The sequence below is a fragment of the Microbacterium trichothecenolyticum genome, assembly GCF_041938625.1.
GTDB lineage: Bacteria > Actinomycetota > Actinomycetes > Actinomycetales > Microbacteriaceae > Microbacterium > Microbacterium trichothecenolyticum_D.
This window is the reverse complement of sequence record NZ_CP169427.1, coordinates 1,388,528-1,414,031: the sequence shown is the minus strand read 5'-3', so window position 1 is coordinate 1,414,031 and position 25,504 is coordinate 1,388,528. Positions and strand designations below refer to the sequence as shown.

The window sequence follows — 25,504 nt, the reverse complement described above, 5'->3', positions numbered from 1 at the left end:
CGACCCGAACACGTCCGTCGCATACCCGACGCCGCCTTGCCGCCTGAATTGCGAACGGGCGGGCCGCGTACGGTGGGAGCATGCGCGTCTGCCTTGCCTCGACCTCGCCCGCCCGGCTCATGCTGCTCGGGCAGTTCGGCATCCGTCCGCTCACCGTGGCCCCTGACGTCGACGAGGAGGCGGTCATCGCGGCGGTCGAGGCGGCCGAGGCGCGCACGCTCGCGCCCGACGAGCACGTGCTGCTGCTCGCGCGGCGCAAGGCGGCGGACGTCGCGGCGAGGCTGCGCGACGACATCCCGGACTTCGACGGCGTCGTGATCGGGGGCGACTCCATGTTCGAGATCGGCGGCGACGTGCTGGGCAAGCCGTACACGCCCGAGAACGCCGCCGCCCGCTGGCGCGCGATGCGCGGGCGCACGGGCGTGCTGCACTCCGGTCACGCCGTCGTGCGCATCGAGCCGGGCCAGCCGCCGCGCGAGGTCCACGCGACGGCCGCAGCATCCGTCTCCTTCGTCGCGGACGTGACGGATGCGGAGATCGACGCGTACGTCGCGACCGGCGAGCCTCTGCACGTGGCCGGGGCGTTCACCGTCGACAGCCTGGGCGGCGCGTTCATCGAGCGGGTCGACGGCGACCCGTCCACCGTGGTGGGCATGTCGGTGTCGACGCTGCGCCGGCTCGTGCGCGAGGTGGGCGTGGAGTGGACGGCGCTGTGGAACACGACGGATCCGTCGCTCGAGCGGGCCGATATCGGCGAGAAGTCGTTCGTGGAAGACGGGGCGCAGTGAGGGCGTTCTCCTCTGTGGGGTACGGGGCGCAGTGAGGGCGTTCTCTTTTGTGGGGTACGGGGCGCAGTGAGGGCGTTCTCCTTTGTAGTAGGAAGCCCACGTTTCTGGTCGGTTCTTGTACGAACCGGTCAAAAGCCCTCGGGATGCCGTCGGTAGGCTGGCACTCATGCCTCAGATCGCCAAGGTTCTCGTTGCCAACCGCGGCGAGATCGCCGTCCGCGTCATCCGCGCCGCCCGCGACGCCGGAAAGGCGTCCGTCGCCGTCTACGCCGATCAGGACCGCGACGCCATGCACTCCCGCCTCGCCGACGAGGCGTACGCGCTCGAGGGCGCCACGAGCGCCGAGACGTATCTGTCGATCGACAAGATCCTCTCCGTCGCGCGTCGCTCCGGCGCCGACGCGGTGCACCCCGGCTACGGCTTCCTCGCCGAGAACGCGGACTTCGCCCGCGCCGTGATCGCGGCGGGGCTGGTGTGGATCGGCCCGTCGCCCGAGGCGATCGAGGCGCTCGGCGACAAGGTGACCGCCCGCGCGGTCGCCGAGAAGGTGGGCGCACCGCTCGCCCCCGGCACCCCCGGTCCCGTCGCCGGCGCCGACGAGGTCGTCGCGTTCGCCGAAGAGGTCGGCCTGCCGATCGCGATCAAGGCCGCGTACGGCGGCGGCGGCCGCGGCCTCAAGGTCGCCCGCACCATCGACGAGGTGCCCGAGCTGTTCGAGTCCGCGACCCGCGAGGCGATCACCGCCTTCGGCCGCGGTGAGTGCTTCGTCGAGAAGTACCTCGACAAGCCGCGTCACGTCGAGACCCAGTGCCTCGCGGATGCCGCCGGCAACGTCGTCGTCATCTCGACGCGCGACTGCTCGCTGCAGCGCCGTCACCAGAAGCTCGTGGAGGAGGCGCCTGCGCCGTTCCTGAGCGACGAGCAGAACAAGACCCTCTACGACGCGTCGAAGGCCATCCTCAAGGAGGTCGGCTACGTCGGCGCGGGCACGTGCGAGTTCCTCATCGGGGCCGACGGCACCATCTCCTTCCTCGAGGTGAACACCCGACTGCAGGTCGAGCACCCGGTCTCGGAAGAGGTCACCGGCATCGACCTCGTGCGCGAGCAGTTCCGCCTCGCCGAGGGCGAGGAACTCGGGTACGACGACCCGAAGCCCGAGGGGCACTCGATCGAGTTCCGCATCAACGGCGAGGACCCGGGCCGCGGCTTCCTCCCCCAGCCCGGACCGATCCACGTGTTCAAGACGTTCGGCGGCCCCGGCATCCGTCTCGACTCGGGCGTCACCGCCGGCGACAGCGTGTCGGGCGCGTTCGACTCCCTGCTCGCGAAGATCATCGTCACCGGCCGCGACCGCGCCGAGGCGCTCGAGCGCTCGCGCCGTGCGCTCGACGAGTTCGAGGTCTCGGGTCTGCCCACGGTGCTGCCGTTCCACCGCGCCGTCGTGCGCGACCCCGCGTTCACCGCCGAGGACGGCCGATTCGGCGTCTACACGCGCTGGATCGAGACCGAGTTCGTGAACGACATCGCCCCGTGGGACGGCGAGCTCAGCGAGCCGACTCCCGCCGAAGCGCGTCACACGGTCGTCGTCGAGGTCGCCGGCCGGCGTCTCGAGGTGAGCCTGCCCGATCGCGTCGTGGCGCCCGTGGGTGTCGCCGGACGCCCGGCCGCCGTGCCGCCGTCGCGCCGCTCGCACTCGCCCTCGGTCGTCGCGGGGGCCTCGGGCGATGCGGTGAAGTCGCCGATGCAGGCCACGGTCGTGAAGGTCGCGGTCGAGGAGGGCCAGCAGGTCGTCAAGGGCGACCTCGTCATCGTCCTCGAGGCGATGAAGATGGAGCAGCCCATCCAGGCCCACAAGGACGGCGTCATCGGCACCATCAACGCCGACCCCGGCACGACCGTGTCGGCGGGCCACCAGCTCCTGACGATCTCCTGACGCGTCCTCGACGCGGAGCCGCGCGCGCGGCAGGATGAGCGGATGGATGCCTCCTCCGCCGGTTCGCCCGAGGTGTCGGCGCTCGCGATCAACGTCGTGATCCCGCCGGAGCTGCGCTGGACGGACGTGCGCCGCGGTGAGGAGTTCGAACTGCAGTCGCTCACGGTGCGGCTGCTGCCCGATCACTCCGTAGCGGTCAAGGCGTACGGCCGCCCGACGGCCGGCGGCCGCGGCGCATACGTGTCGTTCGCGATGCCCGACCGTCCCGAGCTGCGCGCTCTGGTGGACGCGGCCGCGAACCGCGCCGCCGAACTCTGGCGCGGCAACACCGGCCTCAGCTGAGTTCGTGATCACGGATGCTGCGGGCCGCGGCATCCGTTCACATCACGTGACCTCGCCGAACGCACACGTCGTGTATGCGAACAACGTGAGAGCACACGATCTGAACGCGGGGCGTCAGCCGCCGTAGACGTTGTGGTCGACGACGTGCATCGCGCGCGCGGCGTCCGTGATGCTGCCCGACAGCGACGGGTAGACCGCGAAGACGCGGGAGACCTGGTCGACCGTGAGGCGGCGCTCGACGGCGATCGCGATCGGGTAGATGAGCTCGGAGGCGCGGGGGCCGACGATGACGCCGCCGATGACGGTGCCGCTGCCCTCGCGGGCGATGATCTTGACGAAGCCGTCCTTGATCCCCATCATCTTGGCGCGCGGGTTGGCCGCGAGGGGCAGCTTGTGCACGACGCCGTTGATGTGGCCGTCCTCGATGTCGTTCTCCTGCCAGCCGACGGTCGCGATCTCGGGGGCGGTGAAGATGTTCGACGTGATGCGGCGACGCTCCAGCGGGATGACGACGTCGCCGAGCGCGTGGAAGACGGCGGTGCGGCCCTGCATCGAGGCGACCGAGGCCAGCGGCACGAACGTGGTGCAGTCGCCGGCGGCGTAGATGTTCGGCACCGAGGTGCGCGCGACGCGGTTGACCTGGATGTGGCCGGACTCGGTCATCTGGACGCCCGCGCCTTCGAGGCCGATGCCCTTCGTGTTCGGGATCGAGCCGACCGCCATCAGGCAGTGGCTGCCCTCGACCGTGCGGCCGTCCGACAGGGTCACGACGACGCCGTCACCGGTGTTCTCGACCTTGTCGGCCCGTGACTTCGAGAGCAGCTTCATGCCGCCGCGCTTGAAGACGCGCTCGAGCACGGCCGCGGCGTCCTTGTCCTCACCGGGAAGCACCTGATCGCGGCTCGAGACCAGGGTGACCTTCGCGCCGAGGTTCATGTACGCGCCGGCGAACTCGGCGCCGGTGACGCCCGAGCCGACGACGATGAGATGCTCGGGCAGCGCCGTCATGTTGTACAGCTGGGTCCACGTGAGGATCCGCACGCCGTCCGGCTTCGCGCTGGCGAGCTCGCGGGGCGACGCGCCGACCGAGACGACGAGCGTGTCGGCCTCGATGCGGTCGAAGTCGGTGCCGCCGGGGCCGGTCGACACGACGACGGCGTTGTCGCCCTCGAGGCGGCCGTGGCCCGAGATGATGCGCACGCCCGCCTCGGCGAGCGAGGCGCGCATGTCGTCGGACTGCTGGCGGGCCAGCGTCAGGAGGCGCTTGTTCACCGCGGTGAGGTTGATGGCGATCTCGGGCTTGAGGGGCTTGCCGTCCTTGCTCTTCGCGAACAGCTGCACGCCGAGGTCACCGGCGCCCGCGATCGCGACGGCCGCGTCGGCGGTCGCGATGAGCGACTTCGACGGGACGACGTCGGTGATGACGGCCGAGCCGCCGATGCCGGCGCGCTCGACCACCGTCACCTCGGCTCCGAGCTGGGCGGCGGCCAGCGCCGCTTCGTAGCCTCCGGGTCCGCCGCCGAGGATGGCGACGCTCTGGGTGGTCTCGAAGCTGATCGACATGGATTCCATTCTCCCCTGCCGAGCACCCTGGGCACGACACGGCGACACTCCCGGGAGCGCGCTGAGGCGGCTTCGCTGGCCCTCGTCGCCGTCCGTTCCTAAAGTGGTCCCATGTCAGACACCACCGGCAATCCTCTCGACGACCCCACGGCCGACCCGTTCGCGGTCGCCGCCGCCGCCGCCGAGGACATCGCCCGCATCACCGGCGTCGAGCGTCACGACATCGCGCTCACGCTCGGCAGCGGCTGGGGCAAGGCCGCGGAACTCCTCGGCGAGACCACGTCGACCTTCCCCGCCACGCAGGTGACCGGCTTCAGCGCCCCGGCTCTGACCGGCCACGTCGGGACCCTGCGCAGCATCGTCACGCCGAAGGGTCGCCGCGTGCTGGTGATCGGCGCCCGCACCCACTACTACGAGGGCTACGGCGTGCGCCGCGTGGTCCACAGCGTGCGCACCGCCGCCGCCGCAGGCGTACGCACGATGGTGCTGACGAACGGCGCCGGCGGCATCAAGCACACCTGGACGCCCGGTCGCCCGGTGCTGATCAGCGACCACATCAACATGACCGGCGACACGCCGCTCGAGGGCGCGACGTTCATCGACCTCACCGACCTCTACTCGCTGCGGCTGCGCGATCTCGCCCGCTCGATCGACCCGACCCTCGACGAGGGCGTGTACACGCAGTTCCGCGGACCGCAGTACGAGACCCCGGCCGAGGTGCAGATGGTCAAGTCGTTCGGCGGGCACATCGTCGGCATGTCGACCGCGCTCGAGGCGATCGCCGCGCGCCAGGCAGGCATGGAGATCCTCGGCTTCTCGCTCATCACCAACATGGCCGCGGGCATCCAGAAGACCCCTCTCAGCCACCAGGAGGTGCTCGACGCCGGCCGCGAGGCCGAGCCGGTCATCTCGTCGCTGCTGGCCCGCGTGATCGGGGCGCTGTGAACGGCGGGGAGGTGCAGGAGCCCGCTCGCGAGGAGGTTTCGACGGGAACGGATGCTGCCGCCGACGTCCTCGCGCGCGCACATGCGTGGCTCGCACAGGACCCGGATGGCGAGACCCGCGCCGAGCTTCGTGCGCTGATCGAGGCCGCGGAATCGGGCAACCCCGCCGCGGTCGAAGATCTCGAGGATCGCTTCTCCCGACGCCTCGCCTTCGGAACGGCCGGACTGCGCGGCGCCCTCGGGGCCGGCAGCAACCGCATGAACCGCGTACTCGTCGCGCAGGCCGCCGCGGGACTGGCCGCCTTCGTCCGCGAGCAGGCGGGACTCCCGCCGGTCGGCGTCGACGCCGCGTCAGCCTCCGCCTCCGCCTCCGCCTCCGCCTCCGCCTCCGCCTCCGCCTCCGCCTCCGCCTCCGCCTCCGACGACACGGGAGCTGCTCCCGCCACCCATGACGGCACGCGGGATGACGGGGTCGTGGTCGCACCTGCGGAGTCGGACGCTGAGCCTGCGGACCAAGCGGCGACCGAGGAGGCGGGCGGCGGGCCGACGGATTCGACGCCCGCGGAGTCCGAGGACGCGGCTTCGCCGGCGCCGGCGGACGGTCCCGCTGACGTCGCCGCAGAACGCGAAGACCAGCCGAGCGACGACGCCACCGACACCGACACCGACGCGGAAGCCGCGCAGGACGACGAGGGCGCAGCATCCGTTCCCGAAAAGCTCGCCGAGCCGTCGGCGCCCGAGCTCACCGAGACGCCGTCGGCCGACGCGCTCGAGGCCGAGGGGCCGGGGGTCCCCGGCATCCTCGACGACGCGCCGATCGTGGTGATCGGGTACGACGGTCGCCGCAACTCCGATGTGTTCGCGCGCGACTCGGCCGAGATCTTCGCGGGCGCGGGGCTCCGCGCGATCCTGATGCCGCGACTGCTCCCGACGCCTGTGCTCGCGTTCGCGGTGCGGCACTTCGGCGCCGCCGCCGGGGTCATGGTCACGGCGAGCCACAACCCGCCCGACGACAACGGCTACAAGGTCTACCTCGGCGGTGCCGACGACGGCTCGCAGATCGTGTCGCCCGCCGATGCCGAGATCGCCGCGCACATCGAGCGCGTGGCCGAGGCCGGCGACATCAGCACGGTCCCGCGCTCGCTCGGCTTCGAGCTCGCGACCGAGAGCGTCGTCGACGAGTACGTCGCAGCGACCGCGGCGGTCGCCCCCGCCCCCGCCGGAGCCGAGGGTCTCACCTGGGTGTACACGGCGATGCACGGGGTCGGCTGGGAGACGTTCTCGCGCATCCTCGAGACCGCGGGCTACCCCGCGCCGGTGCCGGTCTCGGCACAACTCGAGCCTGACGGCTCCTTCCCGACTGTGGCGTTCCCCAACCCGGAGGAGCCGGGAGCGATGGACCTCGCCTTCGAAGCCGCGCGCGAGGCGGGAGCCGAGCTGGTCATCGCGAACGACCCCGACGCCGACCGGCTCGCCGTCGCCCTGCCGGACGAGTCCGCCGAGGGCGGCTGGCGCCGCCTCACGGGCAACGAGATCGGCCTGCTGCTCGGCTGGCGCGCCGGGCGGCTCGCGACCGCCGACGGCCTTGTCGAGGGATCCTCGCTCGCGTGCTCGCTGGTGTCGTCGCCCGGTCTCGCGGTCGTCGCCGAGCACTACGGCCTCGACTTCCACGCGACGCTCACGGGCTTCAAGTGGATCTCCCGCGCACCGGGGATCGTGTTCGGCTTCGAAGAGGCCCTCGGCTACCTCGTGAACCCCGGCACGGTGCGCGACAAGGACGGCATCTCGGCCGCCGTCGCGATGCTGGGCCTGGTGACCGAGGCACGCGGCCGGGGCGCGAGCCTCGCCGACCTGCTGACCGAGTTCGACGAGCAGTTCGGCGCGTTCGCGAGCGACCAGGTCTCGATCCGCGTCGAGGACGTGTCGCAGATCGCCCGGATCATGGCGGCGCTGCGCGAGCGGCATCCCTCGTCCGTCGGCGACGTCTCGGTCGAGCGCATCGACGATCTGCTCGACGGCGTCGACGACCTGCCGCCCGGCGACGTGCTGCGGCTGTGGCTGGCCGACGGCTCGCGGGTCATCGTGCGCCCGAGCGGCACCGAGCCGAAGCTCAAGCTCTACCTCGACGTGCGCGGCGAGTCCCGCGAAGCCGCCGCCGCACGCATCGCCGCCCTCGCCGACGGCGCCCGCGCGCTGCTCGCCGAGTACGGCGGCTGACCGGACGTGCTCCTCACCTCGCCCGTCACGCTCGAGAACGCGCACGTCCGCCTCGAGCCGCTGTCACCCGAGCATGAGGCCGACCTGGCCGCCGCGGCGGCCGGCCTGGAGCACACCTGGTACACGTCGGTGCCGCGCCCGGAGGGCATCGCGGCCGACATCGCCCAGCGGGTGGCATGGCGCGACGAGGGGCACATGAACCCGTGGGCGGTGCGCCGGCTCGACACCGGCCGGGTCGTCGGCGAGACGACGTTCTGCAACATCGACCAGGCCAACCGGCATGTCGAGATCGGGCACACGTGGATCGCGCTCGAGGCGCAGCGCACCTTCGTGAACACGGCGTCGAAGCTGCTGCTGCTCGCCCACGCGTTCGAGCCGTGCGACGCGATCGCGGTCGAGTTCCGCACGCACTGGCACAACCGCCAGTCCCGTGCCGCGATCGCGCGTCTGGGCGCCAAGCAGGACGGCGTGCTCCGCAACCACCGCCTCGGCCCCGACGGCACGCTCCGCGACACCGTGGTCTTCTCGATCCTCCCGACCGAGTGGCCCGCGGTGCGCCTCGACCTCACCGAGCGCCTCGCCCGCGGCTGAACCGGGGGCGCAGCATCCGTCCCTCTTCTGGGTGTGTGCCGACCCGACCTTGCTGCCTCCGACCCACTCCCGGGTTTGGGGCGCGTTTTCTCCGTTGGGGCGCAGTTTCTCCGCCCCAACGGAGAATCTGTGCCCCAAACCACGCAGCCCGCGCGATCCCCCGCCAACGAAGCCGCGCGGGTCGGTGCGGGTTCCTCCCCAGACGGCCGCACCCCGCCGCCCCGCGGCGTTGTCCACCGCCAGGCCACCTGCGCCCACCGAGAGTGTGGTCGTTGCGAATACTCGACAGTGACTGCCTTGAGCCTGCTCCGGAATGACGACCTGCTCCTGCGCGGGCTGAGCCCGCGGCGTCTCGCTCAGGCACTGCAGGCCGGCAAGCTCGTGAGGATTCGACCCGGCGTGTTCGTTCGTGGCGACGCGTGGAGGGCCGCGAAACCCGAAGCGCGCGTGGTCGCCCGCGCCCATGCTTTGGCCGCGGTGTCAGTGATCCCGCCCATCTTTTTGCACGAAACAGCGGCGGCTGCGCACGAACTGCCCCTCTATCGCCCCGATCGAGAGCGTGTCCACACCATCGCGACGGCGGATCGCCCCGGCGCTGCCTTCGGCGTCGTCCGCCATCGCGGTGAGCTGTCCGACGACGACGTGGTCGAGATCGACGGCCTGCGAGTCACGTCGCTCGCGCGCACGGTCGCGGATGTCGCGCGCACCGCGACGTTCGAGCAGGCGGTCACGATCGCTGATGCGGCACTGCGCACACAGTTCGCGATCGGACCCGGCGAGTACGACCTGGATGGCGCCGAAGCATTTCGCGAAGGAGTCACCGAGATCGTCAGACGATCTGCGCACGGCCAGACGCGAGCCCGACGAGCTCTGGACTTCGCCGACGGCCGCGCCCAGTCTCCTGGTGAGAGCATCAGCCGGATCCGGCTGCGACAGCTCGGGTTCCGCATCCTCGAGCTGCAGGTGATGGTTCCTGGGCCGCGCGGGAAGCGCTACTACGTGGATGTCGGCCTCGAGGACGTCGCGGCCTTCGGCGAGTTCGACGGGGCGATCAAGTACATCGACGGGAGGCTTCTCGACGGCCGGACCTCCTCCCAAGCACTCGACGAAGAGAAGCAGCGCGAGGATTGGATCCGGGGCACGACTCAACGTCGGTACGCGCGATGGGGCTGGCCGCACCTGGTGACGGCGTCCGAACTCGGCGCGCGTCTCGACGCGTTCGGCATCCGGCCCTTCGACACTTCGCACGCTCGGTTTGGGGCGTGAATTCTCCCTTGGGGCGCAGAATCTACGCCCCAAGGGAGAATCTGCACCCCAAACCCGTCGGCAACTCCGAGCGGGTGCACCCAGAGCCTTCAGAGACGCGGGCAACGCGACGACGGATGCCGCGGCTCAGCCGTCGATCACCGCGACGAGCTCGTCGAGGAAGGCGTTGAAATCGGTGCCGCGGCGCACGATGCGCTGCACGCTGTCGCGCTCGCTGAACACCTCGACGAACTGCTCGAACACGGTCTGGAAGGCCTCGCGGTCGCTCTCGGAGAACGCCACCAGCGCCACGACCTGCACGCGGCCGTCGCCCCACGGGATCGACGGGTCGGCGATGCCGATGGCGATGGCGGTGCGGGATGCCGTCATCTCGAGTGCGTGCGGCACCGCCAACGCGTCGGTGAACGCGGTCGACGACAGGCGCTCGCGCTCGATGGTGCGCTCGACGTACTCGGCGTCGATGACGCCGCGGGCCTGCAGCAGGGCGCCGAGCCCGCGGATCACCCCCTCCTCCCCCGCAGCTTCATCGAGGCCGCGCAGGAACGCCGACGGTTCGAAGTAGCGCTCAAGCTCGGCGCGCAGCCGGGCGAGCCGGCGCGAGCGCCGGATACGGCCCGCCGCCGACTGCACGCGCTCGACGTCGGCGTCGGTGAGGAACGGCTGGATGCGCACGATCCGGTCCGTCGTCGTCGGCGGGTCGATCGTGGTCAGGACGAGATCGGTGTCGATCGATGCCCAGTCGGGATCGACACGCGTCTCGACGCCGACGACCTCGATCGCCTGCCCGAGGGAGCGGTCGACGCTCGAACGCAGCAGCTCGTGAAGGTCGTAGTAGCCGGGGCACACGATGGTCGCGGTGAGCAGCTGGTCGGCGCGGCGGCTGCGCTCGAGCCTTCCGCCGACGTGCATCGCGATGTACGCGATCTCGTCGTCAGGCAAGGGAATGCCCAGCCGCTGCTGCAGCCGGCTCGCGATGAACACCGCGACCTCGAAGATCATCGGGTACGTCGACTTCAGCGACCGCGTCAGCGGGTTGCGCGACCACGCCTGCTCGCGGGCACGGTGCAGCAGGTTCTGCACGTGCAGCGCGAGCCGCGCGACGAAGTCGTCGTGCGCGATGTCGACGAGGAACTCATCGGCGGCCGCCGTCACGACCTCGCGCACGACGATCTCGACCTCGGGATCGAGGGACGAAGGGGCGGTCCCGGATGCTGCGTCCTCATGCCCGTCGGGAGCCACGACGCGCGTCAGCACCAGCGTCGCGAGGTGCTGCAGATCGGCGCTGCCGAGCCGCACGCCGAGGTGTCGTTCGGAGAGCTCCGCGATGATCTCGGCGACCTGGCTCTGGGTCGGTCGCTCCCGGACCACACCCCCGACGGCGTCGAGCGGGCGGTCACGCGAGGTGCGGTCGGCCGCGATCGCGATGTGCATCACGACGTCGGCGATGCCGAACTCGTTCACGAACCAGCCGAGCTCGCCGAGGCGAGCGACGAGCTCCGTCTTGAACGGACCGAACGCCTGGGCGCCGACCGACCCCTCGCCGAGCGTGCGGCGAAGGGCGGCGAGGTCGAAGGATCCGGCGTCCATCTCGTCGTGCGCAAGTTTGCTGAGGAGTCGCCGCTGCGCACCTTCGGTTCCGCGCAGCCGCGCACGCGATGCGGAGCGCTCCAGGGTCAGTTCGGTGCCGCCCAGCAGGCCGCGGACGCGGGCGAGGTCGGCGTCGAGGGTCGCGGGAGAGACGTGCAGCGCGTCGGCGGTCTCGAACACGTCGATGCCGTCGGGGGCGTCGAGCAGCGCCCGCACCAGCGTGTGCAGCCGGTCGCGCGGCGTGCCCGTGTCGCCGCCCGCACGCAGCGCCGCCGCGGCGTCTGATCCGGCGCGGTAACCCTGCGGCCCGGACTCGACCGCGACGCCCGGCGCCACCCGCGCGTTCGCGCCGGTGACGTAGGAGCGGATGCTGCGCGGAGTCACTCCCAGCGCATCGGCGAGCGCGGATGCTGTGACCCAGTCGCCGTCGCGCAGGAGCAGTCCGAGCACACGATCTTGCCGGGCTCGGGTCACACGCCCAGTCAACCACGCGCGCCGGTGCCCGAGGCCGCCCGATACCCAGCGCGTTTCGACTCGCTCGTTCCTCGCTCGCTCAACGACCGGGGGAAGACGCACGGTGCCCGAGGCCGCCCGGATACCCAGCGCGTTTCGACTCGCTCGTTCCTCGCTCGCTCAACGACCGGGGGAAGACGCACGGTGCCCGAGGCCGCCCGATACCCAGCGCGTTTCGACTCGCTCGTTCCTCGCTCGCTCAACGACCGGGAGGACGCGCCCGGGTCTGCGGCCGCCGACGCCTGTCGTTTCCGCCCCTGCGGAAGAAGGAGTGGTTGTCCCTTCCCAGCGTTCTCACAAGAATGGCCAAGAGGAGGCGGATCGATGAGGATCCTGGTGGTCTGCGGAGCGGGTGCCTCGAGCACCTTCGTCGCTCAGCGTGTGCGTCACGCGGCCCACGCAGAGGGACTCGACTATTCCGCCTTCGCCGGCACCGAGCAGTCGCTTCCGATCGATCTCGATGCCGCCGACGTCGTCCTCGTGGGTCCGCACCTGCTCCATGCGCTCGAGCGCATAGAACGGGATGCTGCCGCGCGGGGCACGACGGTGGTGCTGCTGCCGCCCGACATCTTCGGAGACCGGGACGGCACGCGGACACTCGCGCTGGTCCGCGCCGCGATCGGGAGCCCCGGGGGGCCGCTCCCGGCCGCGGACGCGGCGCCGCAGAACCCCCCCTCGATTTCCGCTCCCCTGTCACGACCTGCCTCCGAATGCGGCGACTCGTGACAGGCGAGCGGTTCTGAGACACCAACCAAGACCAGACAGAGAGGTCACGACATGCCACCCATCTCCCGCACCGTCCGGATCGGATCGGCGCACGGTCTGCACGCGCGTCCGGCGAAGCTGTTCGCGCAGGCGGCGAAGGATGCCGGCATCCCGATCACCATCGCGAAGGACGCCGGGAGCCCCGTCAACGCGGCGAGCATCCTCGGCGTGATCGCACTCGGCATCGAGCAGGGCGACTACGTGACCCTCACAGCGGACGGCGACGGCGCGGAGTCGACGCTCGACACGCTCGCGGAACTCCTGACCACCGACCACGACGCGGAGGCCTGAGCCATGGCCGAACTGCGGGGTGTGGGAATCGGGCTGGGCGTCGCCAAGGGACCCGTCGCGCGCATGGCCGAGCCTGCCCCGGCACCTTCGGACGCGCCGAGCACGATCAGCGCGGACGAGGAGCAGGCGCGGGTGACGGATGCCGTCGCCGCCGTCGCGCGTGAGCTCGAGGCTCGTGGCGCGCAGGCGGGCGGAGCGGCGCAGGAGGTGCTCGAGGCGCAGGCCATGATGGCCGAGGACCCGACGCTCGCCGACGAGATCGGCACGCGGCTCGCCCAGGGCAAGACCGGCGAGTTCGCGGTGTTCGACGCGTTCGCGTCCTTCCGCGACCAGCTCACGGCGATGGGCGGCTACCTCGGCGAGCGCGCGGCGGACCTCGACGACGTCGCACAGCGGGTGATCGCCCGGCTGCGCGGCGTGCCTGCTCCGGGTGTTCCTGATCCGGGGCATCCGTTCGTCCTCGTCGCGAAGGATCTCGCGCCGGCCGACACGGCGCTCCTCGACCTCGACAAGGTGCTTGCCCTCGTGACCACCGAGGGCGGACCGACCTCGCACACCGCGATCCTCGCGCGCGAGAAGTCGATCGTCGCGATCGTGGGTGCGACCTCGGCGACGGGGCTGCGCGACGGCGAGACGGTGATCGTGGATGCCGCCGCCGGCGTCGTGACGACCGAGCCGACCATGGCCGAGCTCGAGCGGGCGCAGAACCGCGCCGATGCCCGGGCCGCGCGCGCGTCCGCACCGATCACCGACGGAGCACTCGCGGACGGCACCGCCATCCCGCTGCTGGCGAACCTCGGCAACCCGGAGGGCGCCACCGACGCGGTCGCGCTGGGCGCCGAGGGCGTGGGCCTGTTCCGTACGGAGTTCCTCTTCCTGAGTTCCAACCAGGCGCCCACGGTCGAGCAGCAGCGCGAGGCGTACACGAAGCTGCTCGCCGCGTTCCCCGGCAAGAAGGTCGTCGTGCGCGTACTGGACGCCGGGGCCGACAAGCCGCTCGCGTTCCTGAACGACGCACACGAGGAGAACCCCGCACTCGGGCTGCGCGGCATCCGTGCCCTGCGCGCCAGCGAAGACATCCTGCGCGAACAGCTCACGGCTCTCGCCGAAGCGGATGCCGCCACCGACGCGGACCTCTGGGTCATGGCGCCGATGATCGCCACCGTCGAGGAGACGAACTACTTCACAGACCTCGCGCGCGACTACGGCATCAAGACCGCCGGCGTCATGGTGGAGGTGCCGTCCTCGGCGCTGCTCGCCGATCGCATCCTGGTGGACGCGGACTTCGCCTCCATCGGCACCAACGACCTCACGCAGTACACGCTCGCCGCCGACCGCCTCCTCGGGTCGGTCGCGTCGTTCCAGGACCCGTGGCACCCTGCCGTGCTGCGCCTGATCCGCGAGGTCGGCGACGCCGGCGCCGCGAACGGCAAGCCGGTCGGCATCTGCGGTGAGGCGGCGGCAGATCCCCTGCTCGCCGTCGTGCTCGTCGGCCTGGGCGCCACGAGCCTGTCCATGGCACCCACGGCCCTCGCCGACGTGCGCGCCACCCTTCTCCAGCACACCATCGCCCAGGCACGCGACATCGCCCAGGCAGCACTCGCCGCGAACGACGCGGCATCCGCCCGGTCCGCAGCCCAGCAGGCGGCCACCCGATAGGTCGCCCCGGCGGCCTGGAACCCACACACAAGGGAGACAGCAAAATGACAACGGCGTCAGTGCCCGCCTCGGGCACAAGCAGGGCGCGGGTCGGAGTCCAGCGCTTCGGCACGTTCCTGTCCGGCATGATCATGCCGAACATCCCCGCGCTCATCGCGTGGGGCATCTTCACCGCGTTCTTCATCTCGGTCGGCTGGACCCCTGTCCCGGCGCTCGCGACGCTGGTGGGGCCCTTCATCCACTACCTCCTGCCGATCCTGATCGCGTACACGGGCGGCAACATCATCTACGGCGTGCGCGGCGGCGTGGTCGCCTCGATCGGCACGTTCGGCGCCATCGCCGGGTCGGACTACCTGATCGCTCAGACCAACGCCAGTGCTCTCGAAGCGTGGCTGGCGGCCGGAAACGAAGCCGACAAGTTCCAAGCTCTCGGCCAGGTGCACATGTTCATCGGCGCGATGATCATGGCGCCGATCTGCGCCTACAGCATGCGGTGGCTCGACAACCTGTGGGAGGGCAAAATCCGGGCGGGCTTCGAAATGCTCGTGAACATGTTCTCGGCGGGCATCTGGGGCTTCGTCCTCGCGATCATCGGCTTCTACCCGATCGCGTGGCTCGTCAACGGCATCATGCAGGTCTTGAGCAACGCGGTCGATTGGCTGGTTCAGATGAACCTGCTGCCGCTCACGAGCATCATCATCGAGCCGGCCAAGGTGTTCTTCCTGAACAACGCCATCAACCACGGCGTGCTCACGCCGCTCGGCATCCAGCAGTCCGCCGAGACGGGTTCGTCGATCCTGTTCCTCCTCGAGGCCAACCCCGGTCCCGGCGTGGGCCTGCTGCTCGCCTTCACGTTCTTCGGCATCGGCGCCGCGCGCGCCTCAGCCCCGGGCGCCGCGGTGATCCAGTTCTTCGGCGGCATCCACGAGGTGTACTTCCCGTACGCGCTGATGAAGCCGATGCTGATCCTCGCCCTGATCGCGGGCGGCATGACCGGTGTCACGACGAACATGCTCCTGGGCGGAGCGCTGCGAGCCCCGGCCGCACCAGGCAGCATCTTCGCGGTGATCGCCCAAGTCGCGAACAACGCGTACTTCGCCGTCCTGCTCTCGGTGGTGCTGGCGGCGACGGTGACGTTCCTCATCTCGTGGGTCATCCTGCGGGCGTCGCGCAAGCGCGACCTCGAGGCGATGGCGGCGACCGACGACGCCTTCGGCGCGGCGATCACGCAGACTGCGGCCGCCAAGGGCAAGTCCTCGGCGGCACTGGACGGCCTGCGCAGCGGCGCCGCCACGAGCGCAGACGGCGGCATCGAGCCGGCCACGATGACCGAGCGCGAGATCCACAACATCGTGTTCGCGTGCGACGCGGGCATGGGCTCGTCGGCCATGGGCGCGAGCGTCCTTCGCAACAAGATCAAGAAGGCGGGCGTCGAGGACGTCACGGTCACCAACAAGGCGATCGCTGCCCTGGACGCGTCGGCCGATCTGGTCATCACGCAGAACCAGCTCACGGATCGCGCGCGGCAGAAGACGCCGAACGCGGTCCACGTGTCGGTCGACAACTTCATGAACTCGCCCCGCTACGACGAGGTCGTGGACCTCGTCCGCGCCCAGCACGAGGATGGGACTGCGTAGCTGAGACCGCGGTGGGGCCGGGCGGGCGCTCATTGCCCCCGGTCCCACCGCTCTCGGCACGGCCGCGCCCCGCTGCTCGGAACGGGCGGCGGGACGCGGCATCCGTATCTCCTCCGACGACAGCACAGACGACAACGGATACGAAAGACGAGAAAGGCGAGAACATGGCACGCGAGGTTCTGAGCATCGGCCAGGTGCGCATCCACTCCGGGAGCGCGTCGCGCGACGAGGCGATGCGGGAGGCGGCCGACATCCTGCAGTCCGCCGGCGCCGTCACCGGTGCCTACTACGACGCGATGCTCCAGCGCGAGCAGACGGTGTCGACGTACATGGGCAACGAGCTCGCGATCCCCCACGGCACCAACGAGACCAAGGGCGAGATCCTCGACTCGGCACTATCGGTGGTGCGCTACGACGGCGGTGTGGACTGGGACGGCAACCCCGTGACCTTCGTGATCGGCATCGCCGGCAAGGGCGACGAGCACCTCGAGATCCTGTCGCAGATCGCGATCCTGTTCTCGGACGAGGACGAGGTCGAACGGCTCAAGACCGCGCAGACGCCGGAGGAGCTGTTCGGCCTGGTGTCGGCGGCGGGCGTGTGATGAAGGCCGTCCACTTCGGGGCCGGCAACATCGGGCGAGGGTTCGTCGGGCTGCTCCTGCACGAAGGCGGGTACGAACTCGTCTTCTCGGACGTCGCCGCACCGCTCGTCGACGCGATCAACCACGTGTCCCGCTACACGGTGCACGAGGTGGGCGAGGGCGGTCGCGACGGTGCTGTTACGGAGGGCCGCAGCGCTGTGGTGACGGGCTTCACGGCCATCAACAGCGCCGAGCATCCCGACAGGGTGATCGATGAGATCGCCGGCGCCAACGTCGTCACGACCGCCGTCGGGCCGACGATCCTGAAGTTCGTCGCACCGCACATCGTCGCGGGCCTGGCGCTCCGAGACCCGTCGAGCCCGCCGCTGCAGATCATGGCGTGCGAGAACGCGATCAACGCCACCGACCTGCTCCGCGACGAGATCAAGGCGCTCGCCGGCGACGCGTGGGACGCACTCGCGGCGCGCGCGGTGTTCGCCAACACCGCCGTCGACCGGATCGTGCCGGCGCAGCCGGAGGGCGCCGGTGTGGACGTCACCGTCGAGCCGTTCTTCGAATGGGCGATCGAGCGGCCGCCATTCGGCGACGACCCGCCGAACATCCCCGGCGCGCACTTCGTCGACGACCTCGCGCCCTACATCGAGCGGAAGCTCTTCACCGTCAACACCGGGCACGCCGCGACCGCGTACTTCGGCGCGCAGGCCGGCGTCGAGGGGATCGCCGAGGCGCTGGCCGATCCCGACATCGCGTCGCGCGTGGAGGCAGCCCTCGAGGAGACCTCGGCGCTGCTGGAGGCCAAGCACGGGCTCGACGCCGCGTCGCTGGCGGACTACCGCGCGACGATCCTCGGGCGGTTCCGCAACAGGGCCCTGCCCGACACGGTGTGGCGCGTCGGCCGGCAGCCGCTGCGCAAGCTCTCGCGCCACGAACGGTTCGTCGGCCCCGCGGCCGAGGCCGCCGAGCGCGGGCTCGGCGTCGACGCCCTGGTCGCCGCGATGGGCGCGGCGCTCGCGTTCGACGACACCGAGGACGCCCAGTCCGTGGACCTGCAGCGGATGCTGCGGGAACAGGATGCCGCGTCCTTCACCGGGTCGGTCACGGGCCTCGAGCCGCAGCATCCGCTCTTCCCGAAGGTGGAGGCCGTCGTCGCGGCCCGGCAGGCGGAACTCGGAGGCGAGAAAGGGTAGATTCCCGGCCGGGCTACGCTCGTGGGGTGACCGCACGCGACGCCGAACCCGAGCCCGATACCTCGACGGACACCCGGTCCGAGCCGGCGGCGAAGCCCCGGCGGCGTGGGCTGCGGGTGCTGTGGTGGATCCTGGGCTCACTCGGGGCGCTCATCGTGCTCGCCGTCGTCGGCATCGTGATCTGGAGCCAGGTCGGCGTGATGGCCGCCGAACCCGAGCCGCTCGCCGAGGTGACGGCGAACCCCGCGATCGAGATCACCGACACCGACGCGGGCATCGTGCTCTCCCCCGCCGGCGAGTCCGCCGACGTGGGCCTGGTCTACATCCCGGGCGCCAAGGTCGACCCGTGGGCCTACGCGTACAAGGTGTCGGGCCTCGTCGAGGACGGGGTCACGGTCGTCATCACCAAGCCGTGGCTCAACCTCGCGTTCTTCGACGTCAGGCCGCTGTCGACCTTCACCGGCCTCGCTCCCGACGTCGACACGTGGCTGGTCGGCGGCCACTCGCTGGGCGGCGTGCGGGCCTGCCAGCTCGCGACGGATGCCGACGGCCTCGCTCTATTCGGCTCGTACTGCTCCAACGACCTGTCGGAGTCCGGCCTGCCGGTGATCAGCGTCTCGGGCAGCGAGGACGGGCTCTCGACACCGCAGAAGATCGCCGACGCGCGGCACCTCCTCCCCGAGGACGCCGAGATGCACGAGATCGAGGGCGCCAGCCACTCCTCGTTCGGCGACTATGGCCTGCAGGCGGGCGACAACACCCCGACGATCTCCGACCAGGACATGCGGGACCACCTCACCGAGCTCGTCGGCACGTTCGCCCTCGCGCAGGGCTGAGCGCGTGGCCCTCACCCTCGTCCTCGCGGCGATCGCGACGTTCGTCGCGGCCGTGATCCAGCGCATCACCGGGCTCGGGTTCGTTCTGGTGCTCGTGGGGCCGATCGTCGTGCTCTACGGCCCCGTCGAAGGGGTCACGATCGCCGTGCTGCTCGCGCTCGTGGCCGCGTGCACCGCGGTCCCGTTCGTGTTCACACAGGTCGAGTGGCGGCGCACGTGGCGGCTGATCTGGCCGGGCCTGCTCGCGTCGCCGTTCGGCGTCCTGCTGGTGCACCTGCTCCCTGAGGCGGCGCTGCTCCTCCTCATCGCCGCGATGGCGTACTTCGCGCTCGTCGCGAGCCACATCCCCGCGCTCTCCGCATCCCTTTCGGGTCGCGCCGGCGCCATCGTCGCCGGATCGGCCGCCGGGTTCATGAACGCGGCGAGCGGGCTGTCCGGTCCCGCTCTGGCCGCCTACGCCGTGGGCGACAAGTGGCCGCAGCGCCGTTTCGCGGCCAGCGTGCAGGTCATCTTCCTCGCGTTCGGCGTCGCTTCCGTCGTCCTGCGCGGGCTGCCGGTCTCGCCGATCGAAGACGTGGGCACCCTGGTGGTCGCCACCGTCGCCGGCATCGCGATCGGCACGATCCTGTCGCGCAACGTCTCTCCGCGGATCGCCCGCGCGGCCATGCTCGCCATCGCGTGGGCCGGTGCGACGGTGGTGCTGGTGAGGGGCCTCCTGGCAGTCTTCGTCTGAGCGTGATGCCGGATTTCAGTTAATCCCGACTCACGCTTAGGGTTGCTTCGAACCTGGGGTCGGCACCGTCGCGCCGACGACACGACGACGTGTGGAGAAGGAATGAAGAACGCATGAGCGCGCGCCGCTATGCCATCATCGGCGCCGGCCCGTCAGGGCTCTCCGCCGCTCGGGCGCTGCAGAGGGCCGGGATCGAGTTCGACGGCTTCGAGGCCTCGCGCGGCGTCGGCGGGCTCTGGGACATCGAGAACCCGCGCTCCACCATGTACGAGTCGGCGCACCTCATCTCATCGCGCACGACCACCGAGTTCGCCGAGTTCCCGATGCGCACGAAGGCCGACTACCCGAGCCACCGCGAGCTCATCACGTACTTCCGTGAGTTCGCCGACCACTTCGGGCTGACCGAGCGCTTCCGGTTCGACACGAAGGTCACTTCGCTCATCCCCACAGACGACGGCGGGTGGATGCTGCGCGCCGAAGGCCCTTCGGCAGGCTCAGGGACCGGCCCCGCCTCAGACGACGGGGCCGCGGTCGAGCAGCGCTACGACGGGGTGATCCTCGCGAACGGCACCCTCGCCGAGCCGAACGTCCCGGCGTTCCGCGGCGAGTTCACGGGTGAGCTCCTCCACACCAGCGCCTACAAGTCCGCGACCCAGCTCACCGGCAAGCGCGTGCTCATCATCGGCGCCGGCAACTCCGGCTGCGACATCGCCGTCGACGCGGTGCACCACGCGGCCTCCGTCGACATGAGCGTGCGCCGCGGCTACTACTTCGTGCCGCGGTATCTGTTCGGCAAGCCCTCCGACACCCTCAACCAAGGCAGGCCCTTGCCTGCTCGGTTCAAGCAGTTCGTCGACACGCGCGTGCTGCGCGCCTTCACCGGCGACCCGGTGCGGTTCGGGTTCCCGAAGCCCGACTACAAGATCTACGAGTCCCACCCCATCGTCAACACGCTCATCCTCCACCACCTCGGCCAGGGCGACCTCCGGATCGTCCCCGACATCGACCGCTTCGACGGCCGCACCGTGCACTTCCGCGACGGGTCGTCGGGCGAGTACGACACCGTCCTCCTCGCGACGGGCTACAGACTCGACTATCCGTTCGTCGACCGCGCCGCGCTCGAGTGGTCGGGCATGGCCCCGCGCCTGTTCCTCAACACGTTCACCCCGACGTTCAACGGCCTCTACGTGATGGGCATGATCGAGGCATCCGGAATCGGCTGGCAGGGCCGCTACGAGCAGGCCGAGCTCATCGCCGCCTACCTCGCAGCGCTCGAACGGCACCCCGACCGTGCCGCGGCCTTCCGCGCACGGGTGACCGGCGAGCCGTGGCCCGACCTCACCGGCGGGTACAACTACCTCGGACTCGAGCGTATGTCGTACTACGTCAACAAGGACGCGTACCGCGGCGCGGTGCGCACCGCCACGCGGGCGCTGAAGACGGATGCTGCGCCCCGTGGTCCGCGACGCGGACGCCGCGCCGCGCGCAAGAAGGTGACGGCATGAACCCCGACGACGTGCTGCTCAACTTCAATCCGGGCACGCTCGTGATCCTCAACGTCGTGCTCGGGCTCATCATGTTCGGCATCGCGCTGGACACCACCCTCGAGGATTTCAAGGTCGTCGCGCGCAAGCCCAAGCCGTTCGCGATCGCGATCCTCGCGCAGCTCATCGTGCTGCCCGCCGTCACGTTCGCGCTGACGCTCATCCTGCCGGTGACGCCGTCGATGGCGCTCGGCATGATCCTCGTCGCCTGCTGCCCACCGGGCAACATCTCGCAGGTGCTCACGCATCGCTCGGGCGGCAACGTCGCTCTGTCGGTGTCGATGACGGCGGTGTCGAACCTCATCTACATCTTCGTGCTCCCGCTCTCCGTCGCGTTCTGGGGATCGCTGCACCCGACCGCGCGCGAGCTGCTGGTCGCCGTCGAGCTCAACCCGTGGACGATGTTCGCCGACATCCTGCTCATCATCGGGGTGCCGTTCGCCCTGGGCCTGTTCATCCGCCACCGCTTCCCCGCGCTCGCCAAGCGGGTGCAGCCGTTCGTGAAGTGGTTCTCGCTGCTCGCGCTCGTCGGGTTCATCGTCGCCGCCCTCGCGGGCAACTGGGCGTACTTCGTCGCGTTCCTCGGCGTCATCGTGCTCGTCGTCACGATCCACGACGCCGTCGCCCTGGCGATCGGCTACAGCACGGCCGTCGTGGGCGGCCTCGGCACCCGCGAGCGCAAGGCGATTACCTTCGAGGTCGGCATCCGCAACGCCGGCCTCGGTCTCGGGCTGGTGTTCGCGTTCTTCGGCGGCCTCGGCGGCATGGCGATCGTCGCCGGCTGGTGGGGCATCTGGGACATCATCGCCGGACTCATCGTCGCCGCTCTCTGGGCGCGGCACACGAAGAATCGCACGGGCTCGGCCCAGGGCGACGCGTCACGCCATGCGCGCCGCGGCGCCCCGGCGGATGGCACGGCGGGCCCGGCGACCGATCCGGCGGGTCCCGCGACCGACCCGGCGGGTCCCACGGAGCCGGTCGCATGAGCCGGCGCATCCTGGTCACCGGCGGCTCCGGCTTCCTCGGATCCCACGTCGCGGCGGCGCTCGCTGCCCGCCCCGAGGTCGAACTGGTCGTGGCCGGCGACGTGCGGCGGCCGCAGCATCCTGTCGATGGAATCGTCTATGACGACTGCGACGTGACCCAGCCGGCAGGCCTCGTGGCGCTCCTGCGCCGCCACCGGATCGACGTGGTCGTGCATCTCGCCGCCATCGTCAACCCCGGACGCGACCACGGTCTCGAGTACCGGGTCGACGTCGACGGCTCGCGTCACGTGCTCGAGGCGTGCGTCGAGGCCGGCGTGAAGCGGATCGTCGTGTCGTCATCGGGCGCCGCCTACGGGTACCACGCCGACAACCCCGAATGGCTGAGCGAGAGCGACCCCGTGCGCGGCAACGACGAGTTCCCGTACTCGAAGCACAAGCGACTCGTCGAGCAGCTGCTCGGGAGCTACCGCGCCGCGCACCCCGAGCTCGAGCAGGTGGTGTTCCGCATCGGCACGATCCTCGGGCCGACCGTGCAGAACCAGATCACGGCCCTCTGGGACGGCCCCGCCCTTCTCAAGGTGCGCGGCTCGGAGTCGCCCTTCGTCTTCGTCTGGGTCGACGACGTCGCGGCCGCGATGGCGCGCGCCGCCACCGACGGCCCGGCCGGGGTCTACAACGTCGCCGGCGACGGCCGGGTGACCGTGCCCGAGATCGCCCGGCGCCTCGGCAAGCCGGTCGTGACCGTGCCGGCCGGGTTGCTGGGCTTCGGCCTGCGGATGGGACGGATGCTGCGCCTCACCGTCCACGGACCCGAACAGGTCGGCTTCCTCCGCTATCGCCCGGTGCTCGCGAACGCGCGCTTGAAGGACGAGTTCGGCTTCACCCCGTCGAAGACGTCGTCCGAGGCCTTCGAGGCGTACCTCGAGTCGCACCCCGGCGTGGCCCGCCGCTGATCGGCCGCCGTGCCCCGGGCAACGGCATCCATCAGCAGCAACTCCTCAAACTCCTGGCGCCTGCCCCCGCCACACGCGCCCGGCCGCCCGGGACGGGCGCGATCGGAGGAGTTGCCGCCCACGCCCCGGGGGACTCGGTCGGTCACCGGGTGAACCGGGGATATCGGGCGTCGCCGCCGACAGGCGTTGCCGGGTGACGCCAACTCCTCAGATTCGTCGAGCCTCGGCGGTCGGCATCTCGGGGGCACTCCGAGATCGCTCTGAGTTGAGGAGTTGCGGCTCCTCCCCAGGCAGGTGTCCGCGCCACCTGTCCACCGAGCGACCCGGGGGTCGAACTGTCGCCGCCGGTCGGCAGGCACGCTGGCACGCATGCTCACCGCAGTCGATCGCACGCCCGCACAGCTGATGTCCGCCACATTCCTCAGCCGCCACGAGCTCGCCCGTCATGGCATCACCCGCCGCCACCTCTCTCGCGCTCTGCGCGACAAGCGGATCATCCGGGTACGCAGAGGGCGGTATGTCCAGAGCGAGCTGCATCCCGACGTGATCGCCGTCGCGAGGATGGGTGGCCGCCTCGATTGCGTCTCGCTCCTGCGCCACCTCGGGGTGTTCGTCCTCAGCCCGTCTCCCCTGCACTTTCAGGTGGATGTCGGGGCCAGCAGACTGCCCCCTCGCCTGGCCGGAGCGGTCTGCCACTGGCGGAGCTCGCAGTCTCCGGCCGCCGCATTGACGGCGGATCTGGCGGAGGCACTGGCCCAGGCCGTGCGATGTCAGGGGCCGCGTGAGGCCGTCGCGACACTCGACAGTGCCCTGCACGCGGGAATGATCGACGAGGACGCACTGGACAGCGTCTTCTCTCGACTGCCGAAGCGATTCCAGGCGCTGCGACGTCTGATCGACGCGCGCAGCGAGTCGGGCTCCGAAACCCTGATGCGCCTCATCCTGCGCACACTCGATTGCGACGTGCAGCTTCAGGTCACGATCCGAGGCGTCGGACGCGTGGACTTCGTCGTCGACGGCTGGCTCATCATCGAGTGCGACAGCGAGGAGCATCACTCCGGGTGGGCGGCGCAGAAGCGCGACCGGCGGAGGGATCTTGCTGCCGCCCGGCTGGGTTACTCCACCGTGCGTGTGATCGCTGAGGACGTCTTCCACCACCGTGACGAGGTCCGCGAAGCGCTGGCTGAGGTGCTCGGACACGGGCCGCGCCGGCGAGCACGGAGCTCCAACTCCTCAGTTTCCGCAACCCGGCGCTGAATGTGCCCGCGACATCGGCGCAGAACCCAGGAAACTGAGGAGTTATGACGCGACCACGCGGCCGCGGACTTGGAGAATGGACGCCCCGAGACGCGGCATCCCTTCTCCGGGGGAGTGTCGGCTACGCGTCGAAGCCGTCGGCGATGAGGTCGATGAGCTCCTCGCGCTCCTCCACCGGGAGGAAGGCGCCGGCGGCGGCGTTGAGCTGGAAGGCCTCGAGGTCGTCGAGGCCGTACTCGAAGGTCTCGGCGAGGAGGGCCAGCTCGCGCGTGAGCGACGTGCGGCTCATCGTGCGATTGTCGACGTTCACGGTCACCGCGAAGCCGAGCTGGTAGAGCAGGTCGAAGGGGTGGTCCTCGAGGGTCGTGCCCCAGCGCTCGATGGCGCCGGTCTGCAGGTTCGACGACGGCGACAGCTCGAGCGGGATCTCGCGGTCGCGCACCCAGCGCGCCAGGTCGCCGAACTGCACGAGCACCTCTTCGCCGGCCCGCGAGACGACCTCGAGGTCCTCGGCGAGGCGCACGCCGTGGCCGAGGCGCAGGGCACGGCCGTCGATGAGGGCCGAGCGGATCGAGTCCAGCCCCGCCGCCTCGCCCGCATGCACGGTGACCGGGAAGAACTCCGAGGCGAGGTAATCGAACGCGTCGCGGTGGTTCGAGGCCGGGAAGCCGTCCTCGGCGCCCGCGATGTCGAAGCCCACAGCGCCGCGATTGCGCCACTGCACCGCGAGCCGTGCGATCTCGAGCGAGCGATCGGCGTGGCGCATGGCCGTGATGAGCTGACCGACGCGGATGTCGTGTCCCCGGCTCTCCGCCGCGTCCTCGCCCTCCTCGATGCCCTCCTGCACTGCGGCGACGACCTCGTCGAGCGACAGCCCGCGCCCGAGGTGCTGCTCGGGCGCCCAGCGCACCTCGCCGTAGATCACGCCGTCGGCCGCGAGGTCCTCGACGAACTCTCGCGCGACGCGCGTCAGCCCCTCGCGGGTCTGCATGACCGCGGTGGTGAGGTCGAACGTCTTCAGGTACTCGACGAGCGAGCCCGAGTCGCTCTTCTCGGCGAACCAGTCGGCGAGGTCGTCCGGGTCGGACTCGGGAACCTCGAGCCCGATCGCGTCGGCCAGCTCGATGATCGTCGCGGGACGCACGCCGCCGTCGAGGTGATCGTGCAGAGAGACCTTGGGCAGGCTCCGCAGCGAGACTCCGTCGAGGATGGCGTCGCCGTGCTGATCGATGGGCATGGGGTTCTCCTCGGTTGCGATCGCAAGGTGGGGGTGTGGACGGATGCTGCGGCCCGGGCGCCACGTCGGGGTC

General features: G+C 70.7%; 22 protein-coding genes. 19 read left to right on the top strand and 3 right to left on the bottom strand.

What is annotated here, in order from left to right; translation table 11 throughout:
• Positions 1-80 precede the first annotated feature (80 nt).
• The 3 genes from ACEYYH_RS06360 (at position 81) to ACEYYH_RS06350 (ending at position 3,063) form a co-directional block, all read left to right on the top strand.
• Positions 81-788 (top strand): Maf family protein, encoded by a 708-nt coding sequence (locus tag ACEYYH_RS06360; RefSeq protein WP_374977405.1) that lies wholly within the window; start codon positions 81-83, stop codon positions 786-788.
• Positions 789-954: 166 nt separating this feature from the next.
• Positions 955-2,721 carry an acetyl/propionyl/methylcrotonyl-CoA carboxylase subunit alpha gene (locus tag ACEYYH_RS06355; protein ID WP_374977404.1) on the top strand — a complete coding sequence of 589 codons (1,767 nt, stop codon included), beginning with the start codon at positions 955-957 and terminating at the stop codon, positions 2,719-2,721.
• Positions 2,722-2,763: 42 nt separating this feature from the next.
• Positions 2,764-3,063, top strand: coding sequence for a hypothetical protein (locus ACEYYH_RS06350; protein WP_374977403.1), 300 nt, complete (start codon positions 2,764-2,766; stop codon positions 3,061-3,063).
• A gap of 114 nt (positions 3,064-3,177) precedes the next feature.
• On the opposite strand, the gene ACEYYH_RS06345 is transcribed toward ACEYYH_RS06350, so the two are convergent.
• Positions 3,178-4,635 carry an NAD(P)H-quinone dehydrogenase gene (locus tag ACEYYH_RS06345; RefSeq protein ID WP_374977402.1) on the bottom strand — a complete coding sequence of 486 codons (1,458 nt, stop codon included), beginning with the start codon at positions 4,633-4,635 and terminating at the stop codon, positions 3,178-3,180.
• A gap of 102 nt (positions 4,636-4,737) precedes the next feature.
• Here ACEYYH_RS06345 and ACEYYH_RS06340 point away from each other — a divergent pair, with 102 nt between their 5' ends.
• The 4 genes from ACEYYH_RS06340 to ACEYYH_RS06325 all read left to right on the top strand — a co-directional run bounded on the left by ACEYYH_RS06340 (position 4,738) and on the right by ACEYYH_RS06325 (position 9,644).
• Positions 4,738-5,571 carry a purine-nucleoside phosphorylase gene (locus ACEYYH_RS06340; protein ID WP_374977401.1) on the top strand — a complete coding sequence of 278 codons (834 nt, stop codon included), beginning with the start codon at positions 4,738-4,740 and terminating at the stop codon, positions 5,569-5,571.
• 11 nt (positions 5,572-5,582) lie between these two features.
• Positions 5,583-7,787, top strand: coding sequence for a phospho-sugar mutase (locus ACEYYH_RS06335; RefSeq protein WP_374977400.1), 2,205 nt, complete (start codon positions 5,583-5,585; stop codon positions 7,785-7,787).
• 6 nt (positions 7,788-7,793) lie between these two features.
• On the top strand, positions 7,794-8,378 hold the full coding sequence (locus ACEYYH_RS06330; RefSeq protein WP_374977399.1) for a GNAT family N-acetyltransferase: 585 nt from the start codon (positions 7,794-7,796) through the stop codon (positions 8,376-8,378).
• Positions 8,379-8,507: 129 nt separating this feature from the next.
• Complete coding sequence (locus tag ACEYYH_RS06325; RefSeq protein WP_374977398.1) at positions 8,508-9,644, top strand: hypothetical protein; 1,137 nt, start codon at positions 8,508-8,510, stop codon at positions 9,642-9,644.
• 126 nt (positions 9,645-9,770) lie between these two features.
• Here the strand turns inward: ACEYYH_RS06325 and ACEYYH_RS06320 are convergent, their stop codons facing one another.
• Entirely contained in the window at positions 9,771-11,705 is a 1,935-nt protein-coding gene (locus ACEYYH_RS06320) for a BglG family transcription antiterminator (protein ID WP_374977397.1), read from the bottom strand.
• A 363-nt stretch (positions 11,706-12,068) separates the two neighbouring features.
• Between ACEYYH_RS06320 and ACEYYH_RS06315 the strand changes: the two genes are divergently transcribed.
• The 12 genes from ACEYYH_RS06315 to ACEYYH_RS06260 all read left to right on the top strand — a co-directional run bounded on the left by ACEYYH_RS06315 (position 12,069) and on the right by ACEYYH_RS06260 (position 24,194).
• Entirely contained in the window at positions 12,069-12,470 is a 402-nt protein-coding gene (locus ACEYYH_RS06315; RefSeq protein ID WP_374977396.1) for a PTS sugar transporter subunit IIB, read from the top strand.
• A gap of 51 nt (positions 12,471-12,521) precedes the next feature.
• Positions 12,522-12,800 carry an HPr family phosphocarrier protein gene (locus ACEYYH_RS06310; protein WP_045300983.1) on the top strand — a complete coding sequence of 93 codons (279 nt, stop codon included), beginning with the start codon at positions 12,522-12,524 and terminating at the stop codon, positions 12,798-12,800.
• 3 nt (positions 12,801-12,803) lie between these two features.
• The gene (gene ptsP, locus ACEYYH_RS06305; RefSeq protein WP_374977395.1) at positions 12,804-14,459 is read left to right on the top strand and encodes a phosphoenolpyruvate--protein phosphotransferase; all 1,656 of its coding nucleotides are present in this window, start codon (positions 12,804-12,806) and stop codon (positions 14,457-14,459) included.
• Between the two features lie 44 nt (positions 14,460-14,503).
• Positions 14,504-16,096 (top strand): PTS mannitol transporter subunit IICB, encoded by a 1,593-nt coding sequence (locus ACEYYH_RS06300; protein WP_374977394.1) that lies wholly within the window; start codon positions 14,504-14,506, stop codon positions 16,094-16,096.
• Positions 16,097-16,260: 164 nt separating this feature from the next.
• Positions 16,261-16,698 carry a PTS sugar transporter subunit IIA gene (locus ACEYYH_RS06295; protein WP_374977393.1) on the top strand — a complete coding sequence of 146 codons (438 nt, stop codon included), beginning with the start codon at positions 16,261-16,263 and terminating at the stop codon, positions 16,696-16,698.
• Positions 16,698-17,885, top strand: a complete 1,188-nt coding sequence (locus ACEYYH_RS06290) for a mannitol-1-phosphate 5-dehydrogenase (protein WP_374977392.1) — start codon at positions 16,698-16,700, stop codon at positions 17,883-17,885. Before ACEYYH_RS06295 ends, ACEYYH_RS06290 begins: the two co-directional genes overlap by 1 nt.
• A gap of 26 nt (positions 17,886-17,911) precedes the next feature.
• Positions 17,912-18,721, top strand: coding sequence for an alpha/beta hydrolase (locus ACEYYH_RS06285; protein ID WP_374977391.1), 810 nt, complete (start codon positions 17,912-17,914; stop codon positions 18,719-18,721).
• 4 nt (positions 18,722-18,725) lie between these two features.
• Entirely contained in the window at positions 18,726-19,454 is a 729-nt protein-coding gene (locus ACEYYH_RS06280) for a TSUP family transporter (protein WP_374977390.1), read from the top strand.
• A gap of 113 nt (positions 19,455-19,567) precedes the next feature.
• Positions 19,568-20,959: a flavin-containing monooxygenase gene (locus ACEYYH_RS06275; RefSeq protein ID WP_374977389.1), complete on the top strand. Its 1,392-nt coding sequence runs from the start codon at positions 19,568-19,570 to the stop codon at positions 20,957-20,959.
• Positions 20,956-21,984, top strand: a complete 1,029-nt coding sequence (locus ACEYYH_RS06270) for a bile acid:sodium symporter family protein (protein ID WP_374977388.1) — start codon at positions 20,956-20,958, stop codon at positions 21,982-21,984. The genes ACEYYH_RS06275 and ACEYYH_RS06270 overlap by 4 nt, the downstream gene beginning before the upstream one ends.
• The gene (locus tag ACEYYH_RS06265) at positions 21,981-22,937 is read left to right on the top strand and encodes an SDR family oxidoreductase (protein WP_374977387.1); all 957 of its coding nucleotides are present in this window, start codon (positions 21,981-21,983) and stop codon (positions 22,935-22,937) included. The genes ACEYYH_RS06270 and ACEYYH_RS06265 overlap by 4 nt, the downstream gene beginning before the upstream one ends.
• Before the next feature lie 543 nt (positions 22,938-23,480).
• Positions 23,481-24,194, top strand: a complete 714-nt coding sequence (locus ACEYYH_RS06260) for an endonuclease domain-containing protein (RefSeq protein ID WP_374977386.1) — start codon at positions 23,481-23,483, stop codon at positions 24,192-24,194.
• 121 nt (positions 24,195-24,315) lie between these two features.
• Here ACEYYH_RS06260 and ACEYYH_RS06255 read toward each other — a convergent pair whose 3' ends face one another.
• Complete coding sequence (locus ACEYYH_RS06255) at positions 24,316-25,431, bottom strand: adenosine deaminase (RefSeq protein ID WP_374977385.1); 1,116 nt, start codon at positions 25,429-25,431, stop codon at positions 24,316-24,318.
• Positions 25,432-25,504 lie beyond the last annotated feature (73 nt).